18 protein-coding genes are annotated in these 13,738 nt (G+C 52.4%); 16 read left to right on the plus strand and 2 right to left on the minus strand.

Annotation, left to right across the window (positions count from 1 at the left end):
• Positions 1–13: 13 nt before the first annotated feature.
• On the plus strand, positions 14–937 hold the full coding sequence (locus MHI43_RS10535) for a patatin-like phospholipase family protein (RefSeq protein WP_015734444.1): 924 nt from the start codon (positions 14–16) through the stop codon (positions 935–937).
• A 49-nt stretch (positions 938–986) separates the two neighbouring features.
• On the opposite strand, the gene MHI43_RS10540 is transcribed toward MHI43_RS10535, so the two are convergent.
• On the minus strand, positions 987–1,199 hold the full coding sequence (locus tag MHI43_RS10540) for a hypothetical protein (protein WP_341283256.1): 213 nt from the start codon (positions 1,197–1,199) through the stop codon (positions 987–989).
• A gap of 129 nt (positions 1,200–1,328) precedes the next feature.
• Entirely contained in the window at positions 1,329–2,321 is a 993-nt protein-coding gene (locus tag MHI43_RS10545) for a DUF1385 domain-containing protein (protein WP_009591233.1), read from the minus strand.
• 167 nt (positions 2,322–2,488) lie between these two features.
• On the opposite strand from MHI43_RS10545, the gene MHI43_RS10550 reads away from it, so the two are divergent.
• The 15 genes from MHI43_RS10550 (at position 2,489) to accB (ending at position 13,698) form a co-directional block, all read left to right on the plus strand.
• Positions 2,489–2,986, plus strand: coding sequence for a YqhR family membrane protein (locus MHI43_RS10550; protein WP_009591249.1), 498 nt, complete (start codon positions 2,489–2,491; stop codon positions 2,984–2,986).
• Positions 2,987–3,063: 77 nt separating this feature from the next.
• Positions 3,064–3,510 carry a type II 3-dehydroquinate dehydratase gene (aroQ, locus tag MHI43_RS10555; RefSeq protein ID WP_009591244.1) on the plus strand — a complete coding sequence of 149 codons (447 nt, stop codon included), beginning with the start codon at positions 3,064–3,066 and terminating at the stop codon, positions 3,508–3,510.
• A 39-nt stretch (positions 3,511–3,549) separates the two neighbouring features.
• Positions 3,550–4,620 carry a Xaa-Pro peptidase family protein gene (locus MHI43_RS10560; protein ID WP_036665746.1) on the plus strand — a complete coding sequence of 357 codons (1,071 nt, stop codon included), beginning with the start codon at positions 3,550–3,552 and terminating at the stop codon, positions 4,618–4,620.
• Between the two features lie 89 nt (positions 4,621–4,709).
• Complete coding sequence (gene efp, locus MHI43_RS10565; RefSeq protein ID WP_015734446.1) at positions 4,710–5,267, plus strand: elongation factor P; 558 nt, start codon at positions 4,710–4,712, stop codon at positions 5,265–5,267.
• 239 nt (positions 5,268–5,506) lie between these two features.
• Complete coding sequence (locus tag MHI43_RS10570) at positions 5,507–6,760, plus strand: aspartate kinase (protein ID WP_015734447.1); 1,254 nt, start codon at positions 5,507–5,509, stop codon at positions 6,758–6,760.
• A gap of 194 nt (positions 6,761–6,954) precedes the next feature.
• Positions 6,955–7,221, plus strand: coding sequence for a YqhV family protein (locus MHI43_RS10575; RefSeq protein WP_015734448.1), 267 nt, complete (start codon positions 6,955–6,957; stop codon positions 7,219–7,221).
• A 98-nt stretch (positions 7,222–7,319) separates the two neighbouring features.
• Positions 7,320–8,318, plus strand: coding sequence for a stage III sporulation protein AA (gene spoIIIAA, locus MHI43_RS10580; protein ID WP_036665743.1), 999 nt, complete (start codon positions 7,320–7,322; stop codon positions 8,316–8,318).
• The gene (gene spoIIIAB / locus MHI43_RS10585; RefSeq protein WP_015734450.1) at positions 8,311–8,829 is read left to right on the plus strand and encodes a stage III sporulation protein SpoIIIAB; all 519 of its coding nucleotides are present in this window, start codon (positions 8,311–8,313) and stop codon (positions 8,827–8,829) included. The genes spoIIIAA and spoIIIAB overlap by 8 nt, the downstream gene beginning before the upstream one ends.
• A 16-nt stretch (positions 8,830–8,845) precedes the next feature.
• Positions 8,846–9,049, plus strand: a complete 204-nt coding sequence (gene spoIIIAC, locus MHI43_RS10590) for a stage III sporulation protein AC (protein WP_007129715.1) — start codon at positions 8,846–8,848, stop codon at positions 9,047–9,049.
• 10 nt (positions 9,050–9,059) lie between these two features.
• Positions 9,060–9,449 carry a stage III sporulation protein AD gene (gene spoIIIAD, locus MHI43_RS10595; protein WP_009591272.1) on the plus strand — a complete coding sequence of 130 codons (390 nt, stop codon included), beginning with the start codon at positions 9,060–9,062 and terminating at the stop codon, positions 9,447–9,449.
• A 16-nt stretch (positions 9,450–9,465) separates the two neighbouring features.
• Entirely contained in the window at positions 9,466–10,674 is a 1,209-nt protein-coding gene (gene spoIIIAE / locus MHI43_RS10600) for a stage III sporulation protein AE (RefSeq protein ID WP_036665739.1), read from the plus strand.
• A gap of 41 nt (positions 10,675–10,715) precedes the next feature.
• On the plus strand, positions 10,716–11,435 hold the full coding sequence (gene spoIIIAF / locus MHI43_RS10605; protein ID WP_036665737.1) for a stage III sporulation protein AF: 720 nt from the start codon (positions 10,716–10,718) through the stop codon (positions 11,433–11,435).
• Positions 11,436–11,449: 14 nt separating this feature from the next.
• A complete protein-coding gene (gene spoIIIAG, locus MHI43_RS10610; protein ID WP_186326435.1) occupies positions 11,450–12,094 on the plus strand; it encodes a stage III sporulation protein AG in 645 nt (214 codons plus the stop codon).
• Between the two features lie 67 nt (positions 12,095–12,161).
• Entirely contained in the window at positions 12,162–13,025 is an 864-nt protein-coding gene (locus MHI43_RS10615) for a SpoIIIAH-like family protein (protein ID WP_015734454.1), read from the plus strand.
• 169 nt (positions 13,026–13,194) lie between these two features.
• Entirely contained in the window at positions 13,195–13,698 is a 504-nt protein-coding gene (gene accB, locus MHI43_RS10620; RefSeq protein ID WP_009591273.1) for an acetyl-CoA carboxylase biotin carboxyl carrier protein, read from the plus strand.
• Positions 13,699–13,738 lie beyond the last annotated feature (40 nt).

The following is a 13,738-nucleotide window of genomic DNA, read 5'->3' on the forward strand; positions in this document are numbered from 1 at the left end:
GGGGGATTTTTATATGCAGATCAATGCGGTTTTTGAAGGCGGGGGGGTCAAGGGCATCTCGCTTGCCGGGGCTGTCAAGGCGGCGGAGAATGCCGGCATGGTATTCAGCCGCGTTGCCGGAACGTCCTCGGGCTCCATCGTGGCATCCGTGCTGGCAGCAGGTTACCGTGCCGACGAAATCAAGCGCATTATCGAGGAAACGCCCTTTCATTCGTTTCTCCAGCGGGCACCCATTTTTAATACAAAGTTCATCGGTCCTGCCCTGCGGGTCTTGATTAAGAAAGGGCTCTATTCCGGAGAAGCCCTGGAGAATTGGATAAGGGAAATCCTGCTGGCCAAAGGGATATTTACCTTCTCGGACATCCCGGCAGGCAAGCTTTACATCGTGGCATCGGACATCACCAATGGCAGGCTGCTGGTGCTTCCGGATGATCTCCGCCAATACGGGATCAATCCTGCCACCTTTCCGGTAGCCAAGGCTGTGCGCATGAGCTGCAGCATCCCCTATTTTTTTGACCCCGTCATCCTGCGTTTGTTGGGCAGGGCCGCAAAAGGCAAATCGTTCGGGGAACAATTTGTTTATATTGTGGATGGGGGACTGCTCAGCAACTTCCCCTTATGGCTCTTTGATCGCGAATCGAAGGGTGGGCCTAAGCCCCTGCCGGTGCTGGGCTTTCAGATGGTCGGGAAGAACAGCAACCTGCCTCATCTGATCGAAGGCCCGATCGGCATGTTAACCGCCATGTTCGAGACGATGCTCTCTGCACACGATGAACGTTATATCGAGCAGCAAAACCGAAATCGCACGATCAAAATTCCGACGCTCGGCATCGGCACCACCCATTTTAATCTGACCAAAGAGGAAAGCGAGAATTTATACAATTCCGGTCTGACGGCCGGCACGATGTTTTTCACCCGCTGGAATGCCGAACATTAAAAAAACCGTCCACCCGGCATATGCATGCGCGGGCGGGCGGTTTTTCCGGTTAATGGTATTTAGGAACATCATCGGATGGGTCGGATTTTCCTTTGTGCCCATCGATCACTTGAAACGGATACTGTTTACGTTTAGCCGTTGGGTTGCTTTTGCGTACGGTGCTGTTCTTAGCCGCCGCCAGTTTCGCGGCCGTCCGCTTGGAAGGCTTCACCTTGGGACGTTTGTTAAAACGGCGTGGCGGGAACTTGTAAAGCACATACACGACAGCAACAATAATTAGAGGAATCAATATTCTCATTCTTGATCCAGGGTCTAACAGGAATACCAGTAGCCCTATGGCGGCCAACGTAATCGCCGTCCAAAAAATGATCGCATGCCTTCTCATGGATTATCACCCTTTCGCGGGATCCAGCACACTTCCTGTCACAGATTGGTGAACTGTAACATTCTCGTATTGAGCATCTAACTCACGCATTCTGTTAAAGGATGCGATGGATACTTCAACTTGATCATCAGTAGGTTCCTTCGTCGTCAGAAGCTGCAGCCACAGACCGGGATATCCGAGGAAACGGAGTACCGGCAGGTCCCGCATGGCATTGGTCAATTTCAGGAATTCAAAGGAAACGCCAAGCACGACCGGAAGAAGCGCAATTCTTTGAATGACCCGCTGCGTCATGGTATCCCATGGCACCACCGAGTAGACAACAACGCCGAGCACAATGGTCAGCATCATAAAGCTGCTGCCGCAGCGATAATGCAGCCGCGTATATTTCTGAACGTTCTTCACCGTCAACTCTTCGCCGGCTTCGAATGCGCTGATGACTTTGTGTTCGGCGCCGTGGTACTGAAAGAGCCTTTTTATGACCGGTGTTTGGGAGATTGCCCATAAATACACGAGAAGCAGTATTAATTTAATAACGCCTTCAATCAGGTTATGCACGATATAGTGATCAAATGTATCGCCAAAAAAGAAATCCTCTACAAAAACAGGAACGAGTGTAAACAGCAGCTTGCCGAAAACAAAGGAAAGCACGCTGACGGCGGCCACACCGATAATCATGCTTAAACTCCAGCCGGAGTCTTCTTTCTCTTTCTGCTTCTCGCGTTCTTCGGGCTCCAGCGTATCGTCAGCATAAGCATCGGCAGAGTAATTCAAATGTTTGGAGCCTTTGATAGTAGAATCTATGAGACTGACGATGCCGCGAAGAAGCGGGATCTTCCGCAGCTTCCGAACCCATGCCTTGTCTTCGCGAGGCACCTCGAGAAACTTGATTTCATTATTTTTACGCCGCACGGCCGTCACATTCACATGCTTGCCGCCGAACATAACGCCTTCGATTACAGCTTGGCCTCCATAGCTGATCGGGGTTGACTTATCGGACAACCAGTTCACCCTCCCTGACATGTTATTCGTTCTATGAACTATTGTATCGAATTTTGAAAGTAATTTCTAGTTGGATTAGGGCAGGGGAAGCGGTGCATACTACTTTCAGAGATGAAATGGAGAAACAGCGGGGCTTTTCGATAACCGAAGAAGAGGAGAATCAATCCATGCATGAACATCAATTTCGTAAGCAGAACCAGATAACCAATCCGTTTACGTTTGCCCTGGAGCTAGGCTATTATGCCGGCCTGATCTGGGGGGGCGTGCTTTGGATCTTTTACTGGTTGAGATTCACGAAGGTCGTGCCCGGTTTTTTGCTGGAGCCATTCTTCAAACATGAATTCCTCAAGACCACAGCCGGGCAAATCGCCGGGTGGCTGTCCTTCATTGCCTTTTCCGTCATCGCCTCCCTCATTTATGTTGCCCTGTTCAGGAAGCTGAAGGGCCCATGGCCCGGGATTGCTTACGGAATCGTGTGGTGGGCGGTGCTGTTTGTTGCGCTCAATCCCTGGCTTCGGCTGACGGACCCAGTGAAGAAGCTGTCCTGGGATACAAACATTTCGGAGGTTTGTATTTTTATATTATGGGGCCTCTTTATCGGTTATACGATTGCGCAGGAATTCACCGACGAGAAACTGCGTGAACCGAAGAAGCTGACGGGTTAGCCAAGAAAAACTTCTCAACCCGATGCCGCCTATGGTAAAATAGCTTTTGGTTATTTGACGAAAAGGTGGGAAGCCCTATGAAATCCATATGGGTGATAAACGGACCGAACTTAAACCTGCTCGGCTTCCGGGAACCGGGCATTTATGGTTCGCTCAGCCTGCAGGCGATCGAAGATAATTTGCGTAAACAGGCGGATCTCGCCGGTATCGGTATTACCTTCTTTCAGTCTAATCATGAGGGTGCTATCATTGATCGTATTCATGAAGCGATCGGACAGGCTGACGGCATACTCCTTAATCCGGGAGCACTGACTCACTACAGCTACGCTGTGCGTGATGCCATCAGTTCTGCGCGCATTCCGACAGTGGAGGTTCATCTCTCGAACATTCACGCCAGAGAGGAATTTCGTCATACCTCCGTCATAGCGCCTGTGGCTGTCGGACAAATCGCGGGTTTTGGCGCGGCGAGTTACACATTGGGCTTGTCGGCTCTACTGCAAGTCCTGGTCGAGCAAGAAGGGTAGCTCCAATTTCGGGATAAGGGTGAGAGGAGAGTGGTTAGAATGAGTAACAAACGAGTGGTTAAATTGCGCGAACAGCTTCAAGCCAAAGGTTTGACGGCTATGCTGGTTGCAAGCCCGATCAACCGCAGATATTTAACGGGCTTTACCGGTTCTGCCGGATATGTGCTGATCACACGCGATGAGGCCTATCTCTTGACGGATTTCCGCTATATGACGCAAGCACCGCAGCAAGCCGTCGGTTTTAAAGTGGTCGAGCACGGGCCGAAGGTGATGGAGACGGTCAAGGATCTGTTGTCTTCCGAAAGCATCACATCGCTCGGATTCGAACAGGACCATGTTACATACGGCGTGTTTTCCGCATATTCGGAACAGCTCGCGCCCATCAGCCTGGTGCCGGTTTCGGGCCTTGTAGAAGATTTGCGTATATTCAAGGATGCCGAAGAGTTGAGCATTATGCAGCGGGCAGCGGATTTGGCGGATCAGACGTTCAGCCATGTCCTGACGATTCTGGCAGCCGGCAAAACGGAACGGGAAATCGATCTCGAGATGGAAATGTTCATGCGCAAGCATGGCGCAACCGCGTCTTCCTTCGACACGATCGTTGCTTCCGGCGAGCGTTCGGCGCTTCCTCACGGCGTAGCCAGCGAGCGGGTCATTCAAGGGAACGAATTCGTTACGTTTGATTTCGGCGCGCTGCTGGACGGGTACTGCTCCGATCTCACGAGAACCGTGGCGCTCGGCAGTCCTGATCCGAAGCTGAAGGAGATCTATGATATCGTGCTCGAAGCGCAGCTTCACGCACTGGATCATATTAAACCAGGCATGACGGGACGCGAAGCAGACGCTTTGGCTCGGGATATTATTTCGCGTTACGGATACGGGGAATATTTCGGCCACAGCACGGGGCACGGATTGGGCATGGAGGTTCATGAATCGCCGCGGCTGTCCAAGCTGAGCAATGACGTGCTGCAGCCCGGCATGGTCGTAACGGTGGAGCCGGGCATTTACCTGCCAGGACTTGGCGGTGTCCGCATCGAAGATGATATCGTCATCACGGAAACGGGCATTCGCATACTGACAAGCTCGTCCAAAGATTACACCATACTGTAATAATGGTTCAAAAATCGTCTTTTTGAGCTTGTGCTTTAAGAAAAATGTGTACTATATTAAATAGACCGCATCCTTAGGAGGGAATCTTAGTGATTTCAGTTAACGATTTTAAAACAGGTTTGACCGTAGAAGTTGATGGCGATATTTTCACCGTATTGGATTTTCAGCATGTTAAGCCGGGTAAAGGCGCAGCTTTCGTACGTTCCAAATTGAAAAACCTTCGCAACGGCAACACCGTTGAGAAGACGTTCCGTGCAGGCGAAACGATCGGCCGTGCCATTATCGACAACCGTGGCGTTCAGTATCTCTATGCCAGCGGTCAAGAGCATGTTTTCATGGACAACGAAACTTACGACCAGTTCAGCTTGACCAGCGAGCAGCTGGAGTGGGAACTTAACTTCCTGAAAGAAAACATGAACGTTAACATTATCAGCTACCAAGGCGAAATCCTCGGGATCAACCTGCCTAACAGCGTCGAGCTGAAGGTTGTTGAAACCGAGCCTGGCATCAAAGGCAACACGGCTACCGGCGCTACGAAGAACGCCAAAGTGGAAACCGGCCTGAATGTACAAGTACCGCTGTTCATTAACGAAGACGATGTGCTTCTGATCGATACACGCGAAGGTAAATACATTTCCCGTGCATAACATGCATTAAGCGGGACCCTTCAACGATGGACGGGGTGCCAATATCTTCTAAACCAACGCGACTCCTGTACGAATGTACGGGAGTTTTTTGCGATAAGCGGGCTCGGCGTCCTAAGTCTGTTTTCTTTTTGCCTTGAAAAGCCTTGACGGGGTGACTCACTTTCGTATTATACTGTTTTAAAGTGAGAAACCACCTGAGCACTGTTACATACCGATATTAGTGGGGAGTGAAAGAAGCATTGTCACTGTACGTCATGAAATTCGGAGGCAGCTCTGTAGGGGATACAGAACGCATGAAGCGCGTTGCCAGAAGAATTGTAGAGAAACAAGATGAAGGCCATCAATGTGTGGTCGTGGTGTCTGCCATGGGGGATACGACGGACGATTTGATTGACCAGGCAAAGCTGTTAAACGAGAATCCACCGGCACGGGAAATGGATATGCTGATGACCACGGGGGAGCAGATATCCATCTCGCTGCTATCCATGGCGATTCACGGTCTTGGACGCAAGGCAGTGTCCTTGACCGGCTGGCAGGCGGGATTCCGCACGGAAGCCGTCCATGGTAAAGCCCGCATTACAGATATAAAGCCTGAGCGCGTGCACAAAGCGCTTGGCGAAGGAAATGTCGTCATTGTCGCGGGATTCCAGGGCATGTCCGAAGACGGAGAGATTACAACGCTTGGACGCGGGGGCTCAGATACCACCGCGGTAGCTCTAGCGGCTGCCATTCAAGCGGATGTATGTGAAATATATACGGATGTGGACGGGATATACTCCACGGATCCGCGGGTAGTCAAATGCGCGCGGAAACTGAAGGAGATCTCCTATGACGAGATGCTCGAGCTTGCCAATCTGGGCGCGGCTGTTCTTCACCCGCGTGCGGTCGAGTATGCGAAGCATAATCAAGTCAAGCTTGTCGTCAGATCCAGCTTTAATCATAACGAGGGTACGGTTGTTAAGGAGGAAACAAGCATGGAACAAGGTGTGGTTGTCAGCGGAATTGCATTCGACAAGAATGTAGCGAGAATCAGTATTCTGGGCGTAGCCGATACGCCGGGCGTTCTGGCCCAAGTGTTCGGAGAGCTTGCAAAAGAATCGATTGACGTTGATATCATCGTGCAGAGCGGCGTTCAGAACGGCGAAGCGGACTTTTCCTTTACGGTGTCCCTGGCGGATCGGGAGCGTGCGTTGTCCGTGATCGAACACATTCGCGGCAAGCTGCCGTATCGCGACGTTACCTCGGAAGATCATCTTGTTAAAGTATCGATTGTCGGCGCGGGCATGGTCAGCCATCCCGGCGTGGCGGCACAAATGTTTGACGTGATCTCCCGGCAGGGGGTCAGCATCAAAATGGTCAGCACGTCCGAGATCAAAGTATCCTGCGTCATCGAGGGAAGCAATCTCGAAGGGGTTGTGCAGGCGCTTCATACCGCGTACGGACTGGATACGGATCAACAGGCTTCCGTAGGCGGACCGCAGGTTCGCCGATAACAGGATTCAACCGTCATCATCGATATTAATAGAGTTCATCCCGGTCATTTATGACCGGGATTTTTTGTGCTGTCCGAAAGATTCGAAGTTCCTTTCTATGAAATTGAAAAAATAGAGATAAAACGAGAGGGCCCCGCATATTTTTAATCATCACACATGTGAAGAAGGAAGAAGGAAGAGGGAGGATATATCGCATGCTGGACAAGTTTGTCGCAAGTATGGCAACGCTTCGGATTTTCTCGGGCAGCCTTGAGATCGTCGCGGCCATCATCATGCTGCGCCTGAACCAAGTCGATAAAGCGCTTGCCGTGAATTCGGCATTGGCGTTTACGGGTCCGCTCATTTTGATTTTGACCACAACCATCGGTCTGGTGGGAATGGCAGATAAATTGTCATGGGGGAAGATCGGCTGGATATTGTGCGGCGTCTCCTGTCTCTTATACGGGGTTTTAAAAAAATGATAGATTCGCTGCATATTTTTCAGGTACAAGCATACACATGGGATATGAAGTTCTCTTATTAGAAGATGATCACAAAGGACAACCTGGGGGAAATTGATATGACATTGAATTGGTTAGACCTGTTTCCCGAAACCGTAAAACGCATGCTGCTGAACCTATCGAAAGAGCTTCTCGAACATGTGGAGGAGGTACGGATCCGGGAAGAGCGTCCGCTGGAGATCAATTCGGCGGGCAAGCATCATTTCCTGGACAGGCGAGGCGGACTCACCTTGCGGCCTGAAGAAGCATATAAGCCGACGCGTGAGGATACCCATAGGCTGCTGGACCTTATCAGCAATCATTCCCTCTACACCATGGAAGAAGAGCTGCGAAAGGGGTTTATCACCATACCAGGGGGCCATCGGGTCGGGCTTACGGGCCGGACGGTGCTGAGCGGCGGCAGGGTGGAGCACATTCGGGATATCAGCGGATTTAATGTCCGGATTGCCAAGGAAATACAGGGAGCGGCGGACGACATCCTTCCTCATCTGCTTGACCGGAAACGGAAAAGGGTGATGCACTCGCTGATCTTATCTCCGCCCCAGCAAGGCAAAACGACGCTGCTCAGAGACCTCGCTAGACAGATCAGCTACGGCAAGTGGGGAAACTCGTCCGTGCATTGGCCGGGAATGAAGGTGGGCATCATCGACGAGCGTTCCGAGATCGCGGGTTGTTTGCGCGGCGTACCCGGATTCGATGTCGGCCCTCGCACGGACGTAATGGATGGCTGTCCGAAAGCCGAAGGGATGATGATGATGATCCGTTCGATGTCTCCGGACGTGCTCATTGTGGACGAGATCGGCCGGCCGGAGGATGCGGAAGCGGTGATTGAGGCTTTGCATGCCGGCATCAGCGTGATTGCAACGGCGCATGGCTCATCCGTTCAGGACATGCGGGGCCGGCCCGCCCTCTCGGGACTTCTGGAGAACCGGATGTTTGAAATGTATGCGGTTCTTAGCCGAGCGGGCGACCACCGATCATACAAGCTGTATGACGGAGGCCAGCGAACGCTTCAGACGGCTATCAGCGGCCAGCCGGGAGGTGATGCCTATGCTTAAACTGGTCGGGGCCGTGCTCGTGCTGGGTGCAGGAACCTTAGCCGGATTCTACCAAGCCCAGCAATTCGCAGCAAGACCCAGACAGCTGCGAGAACTTATTCTCGCGCTTCAAAGGCTGGAGACGGAAATCAGCTACGGCTTTACGCCGCTGCCCGACGCGCTGGAGCGAATCGGCGTTTCCCTTCGTGAACCGCTCAAATCTTTGTTGGCCTCCGCAGCGCTTTACATGAGACCCGATTACGGGTTATCCGCACAAGACAGCATCCGCAAGGCGCTGGGCGAATATTGGAGACGAACATCGATGAAAAGTGCCGAGCGTGAGGTGTTGGAACAGCTAAGCGGCGTACTTGGCACCAGTGACAGACAGGACCAGATCAAACATATCGCTCTGGCCGTGGGACAGCTCAAGCATGAAGAAGCAGCGGCAAGGGATGACCAGGTCAAATATGAAAAAATGAGCAAAAGTCTGGGACTGCTCATTGGAGCATTGATCGTCATATTGATCTTTTAGCGAGGTGCCAAGGGAAATGAACATTGAAGTGAACGCGATCTTCCAGATTGCCGGTATTGGCATCATCATTGCCATGATTCATACCGTCCTGAAACAGATGGGGAAAGAGGATATGGCGCATTGGGTGACCCTCATCGGGTTCGTGGTTGTATTGTTTATGGTCGTAAGGCTGCTAGACGATTTGCTGAAGGAAATCAAAAGTATTTTTCTATTCCAGTAGGTGGACATTTATGGAAATTATCCAGGTGGTAGGACTCGGCATCATCGCTACCGTGCTGATCTTGATTGTCAAGGAACAGAAACCGCTCTTTGCCTTTCTTCTCGCCGTGGCGACATCGCTCCTCATCTTCCTGTTCCTGATCGGAAAGATCGGTAATGTCATATCCATGCTGGAAGATCTGGCCGAGAATTCCGGCGTTCAGATCATCTATCTGAAGACGGTTCTGAAAATCATCGGAATCGCCTATATCGCGGAGATGGGGGCACAGATCGTTCGAGATGCCGGACAGGAATCGATCGCATCCAAAATAGAACTGGCGGGAAAAGTGCTCATATTGGTGCTCGCTGTACCGATTATCGGGATCATCATCGAGACGGTCCTGAAGCTCCTCCCGGCTTGAAAAAAGGTGGGGGGACATGGTGACAGGAGCAACACTTCGAAGAGGCTTGGCCGTGTTTTGCCTACTGATCCCAATGCTGTTGCTGTCCGGATGGTTCTGCGGGACGATCGATGCGACTGCAGCCGCCAATCCGGCCGATGAGTGGGTCGAGCAGCAGACGCAGCAGCTGCCAACGGATCAGGTCGAGAAATACTGGGACCGGCTCATGAAGGATTACGGCGGGTTTTTCCCGGATGGCAAGACGCCCTCCCTGATGGATATGCTGCTGCCGGGCGGCGACGGGCTGAGCTTCAAAGGGGTAATGTCCGGTATCGGAAAATATCTGTGGCACGAGGTGCTCTATAACGGCAAGCTGCTGGCGACCATCGTCATGCTGAGCATTATGAGCTTGATTCTAGAGAACCTGCAGACGGCCTTCGAAAAAAGCACCGTGAGCCGGGTAGCCTATACGATCTGTTACATGGTTGTCCTGGTCATCGCGGTCAACAGCTTCAGCATCGCGATCGGATATGCGCGGGACGCCATCACCCAAATGATCGATTTCATGATGGCCATGCTTCCTTTGCTCTTTGCGCTGATGGCCTCGATGGGCAATGTCGTCACCGTCTCGGTGGCCCATCCGCTGGTCATATTCATGGTACATACGGTAGGCACGCTGATCAGCACGATTGTGTTTCCGCTTCTGTTCTTCTCGGCTCTGCTGCATCTGGTTAGTTCCTTATCCGAAAAGTACAAGCTGACCCAGCTTGGGAATCTGCTGCGAGGGATCTCGATGGGCGTCCTGGGTGTGCTGCTTACCGTGTTCCTGGGAGTTATCTCCGTTCAAGGGCTGACCAGCTCGGTTACGGACGGCGTAACCATCCGGGCAGCCAAATACGTAACCGGCAATTTCGTTCCGGTAGTCGGCAAGATGTTCGCAGATGCGACGGATACCGTAATCTCGGCTTCGCTGCTAGTTAAGAATTCCATCGGGCTGGCGGGAGTCATCATCATTTTGTTCCTTTGCGCATTTCCTGCGATCAAGATCTTGACGCTTGCCTTGATATATAACGTCGCGGCGGCCGTCATGCAGCCGCTCGGCGATTCCCCGATCGGCACCTGCCTCCAGACGATCGGTAAGACGATGCTGTACGTTTTCGCGGCCTTGGCCGCGGTGAGCTTGATGTTCTTTCTCGCCATTACGATACTGCTCACGGCTGCCAACATCACCGTCATGATGAGGTGAGGCAGATGATACGCGGCGCCAAAGCTTAGGAGGTATGACGAATGGACTGGCTTGGAGATTGGCTGAAAAGCGTCATCATGGTGGTTCTCTTTGCGGCCTTCGTTGATTTGATCCTGCCCGGGAAGGCGCTTGAACGCTACGCCAGGCTAGTCCTGAGCTTGTTGATTCTGCTCACGCTGCTCAGTCCCATCATTACATTAATTGCGGATCCCCCGGAGAACCAGCTGGCGATGGAACTGGAGCGGCAGGAGAAGGGGCTGCCGGAGGAAATTCAGCTGGAGCATATCATGGCCCAGGCCGAAAAGCTCAAGGATACGCAGCAGAGTCAAAGCCTGCAATGGGCTGGCAATGAATTAGCCAAGGTGATGAAAGAAGAGATCGCGGCTGAAACGGGGGAAGCCGTTCAAGAGGTCAAGGTGGTGCTGGCCGCGGTTGCCGGGCAGGGCAAGGAATATGCCGGCGCTGCGATACGCTCCGTTGACGTAAGGCTGGCTGGGGATGAGCCGGCGGATGCAGAAGTAGGGGAAGACGATAGACGTCCCATCGGCGTAACGCCAGTGGATCCCGTTCAGGTGAACGTGGATTCCATGGCAGAGGAGAAGGATGGGAAGGCGGCAGTAAAAGAAAACGCAGAGGCAGTCAGCAAAGCCGAGGAAGCCAGAGCAGAACCGGTTCGGGACTACATTAGCCGCCGGTGGGATTTGGAGCCGGAGCTGATCACGATATATGCACCGGGGCAGGATCAGGATAACAAGCTGTAGCGGAGGTGAGGATGATGGGAAATTGGTTGAAGCGGTTGGAGCAGTGGCTTGGCGGAGGAGCCGGCGGTGCTAGGAAGATGCAGACCTTCAGGTGGCTGATCATTCTTGGCCTGATCGGCGTCGCGATCATGCTGTTCAACTCCTTCGTCAATGTCAAGAAGCTGGATCATGAGAATATCGGCCGCGAACCGCCGCCGGACACCGCCGCGGTCTCAACAACCCAGGGGGCTGCGAGCAGCAGCGGCGGCGGTGAATTCGAAAGCATCGAGCAGGATTTCGAAATGCGCACCAAGACCATGCTGGAACAGATCGTTGGCGTCGGGTCCGTGGATGTCATGGTGACCGTGGAGTCTACGGAAGAACTGGTGGTGCAGCGAAATATGAAGGATACGCAGGAACTCACGGAAGAAACCGATGCCAGCGGAGGGAAACGCCATGTCACGAGTTACCAGCGCGACGGCCAGATCGTCACCTATGATTCTTCGGGCGAAGAGACGCCGATCGTCACCAAGAAGATCAAACCTCAGGTCCGCGGCGTGCTCGTCGTAGCCAAGGGGGCCGAGAATGAAGTCGTAAAGAGCTTGATCGTGGATGCGATCCAGCGGGGTCTGAACGTTCCATCTTATCGTATATCCGTTGTCCCTCGCAAACAGGAATAACGTAAAGTCCTGCGGATGATCCGATCATTCGTGCCACAGGTTTTCAATTAAAGGAGGAAAAGTTCAAATGAATAACAAAAGACAAACCATATGGTTAGTATCCATGCTTAGTTTAATGGTCATCCTGTCCGCTTACTACTTGTTCACGGACGATTCGGGAACGAAAGCGCCGCCGGTTGCCGAGAGCACGCAGGTAGACGGTCAGAAGCCCGGCGCAGGACAGGAAGCCAATGGAACCGCAGTCGACGAGCTGGTTGTGAACGAAGTTCTCGAAGAAGGCACGGACGGAGATTCCGGAGCCAACGAGCAAGGGACCGGAACGACGGATACGGGCGTAACTGGCACGGAGGATCCTGCAGAGGCAACGCAAGGTGAGCAGGATGACCAAGGGAAAGCGGCCGGAGAAGCGGATAAGCCGCAAGAACCGGAAGTGAAGGAATCCACGGATGGAGCCGATAAATCCAAAGACGCCAGCAGCACCGGCAAGGACGAAGCAGAGACTTCCAAGGACACCAGCAGCACGAGCGGCGAAAAATCGGATAAAGAAGTGCTGGAGGAAGTGGCAGCCAACGCAACGTCTGCAATCGCACAGCTGGATTCCTATAAACTGGACCGCGCACAAAAAAATAATAAATTATACGATGAATTAATGACAAAAATCGACAACCATGAAAATAAACCGGAGGAGACAGCACAAGCTACCCAGCAGCTGAAAGCGGCGGAAGCGAAAGAGGAAGTCATTCTCAGCATCGAGGAAACCCTGCAGCAGCAATTCGGCAACGCCGTAGTAAAGGAAGAGAGCGAGAAATATAATGTGGTCGTTCTGAGCGAGAAACTCGATGCCAAAGGCGCGGCGGACATCGTCAGTCTTGTGATGAAGGAATTGAAGGTTTCGCCGGATAAAGTAACCGTCCAATATGTTGCGCCATAAGCTTGTCCGCAGATTTCAACATAAACCACGGATATACGATAAACCCGAAAGAGTCTAAGGATTGCCTTGGGCTCTTTCTATTTCGCTCGATTGTGATATAATACTCTAAGCTATTGACTGACTGTCCTAAGCAAGGGCTTCCAAGAAAGTGAAGGAGTGAACGTCGATCATGTTTAAATTAAACGAAATTAAGGAACTTATTAAGCTGGTGGATCAAACTTCCGTGCATGAACTGGAGATTGAGAGCGAAGGTACACGCTTATCCATTAAGAAACCCAATGCAGCCGAGGTCGTTAACAACTATCAGGCCGCGCCGCAAGCGTACATACCGGCTCAGCAAGTGATGGCACCGCAGATCGTACAGCCGAATACGGGGAATCAAGCACCTGCAGCGGCACCTCAGCAGGATTCAGCGGAGGATAGCAACAGCTCATTACATAAAATCGTATCACCGATGGTAGGAACCTTCTACCGTTCCCCATCGCCTGAGGCTGGGCCGTTTGTAAGCCCGGGGGACAAGGTGACGGAGAAATCGACGGTCTGCATCATCGAGGCCATGAAGCTGATGAATGAACTGGAAGCAGAGATCAAGGGCGAAATCGTTGAGGTTCTCGCGCAGAACGGTCAGCTTGTAGAATTCGGGCAGCCTCTGTTCCTGGTGAAGCCGGAGTAATATGGAGGGACTCGCCAAGAACGAGAGTCGTATGAGTCCG

This window comes from Paenibacillus sp. FSL H8-0457 (assembly GCF_038051935.1).
Lineage (GTDB): Bacteria > Bacillota > Bacilli > Paenibacillales > Paenibacillaceae > Paenibacillus_AQ > Paenibacillus_AQ lautus_A.

Coding starts and splice junctions, on each gene's coding strand:
- spoIIIAA (WP_036665743.1), top strand. CDS start 7,320: ATGACATTGAATTGGTTAGACCTGTTTCCCGAAACCGTAAAACGCATG.
- MHI43_RS10560 (WP_036665746.1), top strand. CDS start 3,550: ATGAGTAACAAACGAGTGGTTAAATTGCGCGAACAGCTTCAAGCCAAA.
- MHI43_RS10575 (WP_015734448.1), top strand. CDS start 6,955: ATGCTGGACAAGTTTGTCGCAAGTATGGCAACGCTTCGGATTTTCTCG.
- spoIIIAB (WP_015734450.1), top strand. CDS start 8,311: ATGCTTAAACTGGTCGGGGCCGTGCTCGTGCTGGGTGCAGGAACCTTA.
- spoIIIAC (WP_007129715.1), top strand. CDS start 8,846: ATGAACATTGAAGTGAACGCGATCTTCCAGATTGCCGGTATTGGCATC.
- spoIIIAD (WP_009591272.1), top strand. CDS start 9,060: ATGGAAATTATCCAGGTGGTAGGACTCGGCATCATCGCTACCGTGCTG.
- MHI43_RS10535 (WP_015734444.1), top strand. CDS start 14: ATGCAGATCAATGCGGTTTTTGAAGGCGGGGGGGTCAAGGGCATCTCG.
- MHI43_RS10615 (WP_015734454.1), top strand. CDS start 12,162: ATGAATAACAAAAGACAAACCATATGGTTAGTATCCATGCTTAGTTTA.
- aroQ (WP_009591244.1), top strand. CDS start 3,064: ATGAAATCCATATGGGTGATAAACGGACCGAACTTAAACCTGCTCGGC.
- spoIIIAG (WP_186326435.1), top strand. CDS start 11,450: ATGGGAAATTGGTTGAAGCGGTTGGAGCAGTGGCTTGGCGGAGGAGCC.
- MHI43_RS10550 (WP_009591249.1), top strand. CDS start 2,489: ATGCATGAACATCAATTTCGTAAGCAGAACCAGATAACCAATCCGTTT.
- spoIIIAE (WP_036665739.1), top strand. CDS start 9,466: ATGGTGACAGGAGCAACACTTCGAAGAGGCTTGGCCGTGTTTTGCCTA.
- spoIIIAF (WP_036665737.1), top strand. CDS start 10,716: ATGGACTGGCTTGGAGATTGGCTGAAAAGCGTCATCATGGTGGTTCTC.
- accB (WP_009591273.1), top strand. CDS start 13,195: ATGTTTAAATTAAACGAAATTAAGGAACTTATTAAGCTGGTGGATCAA.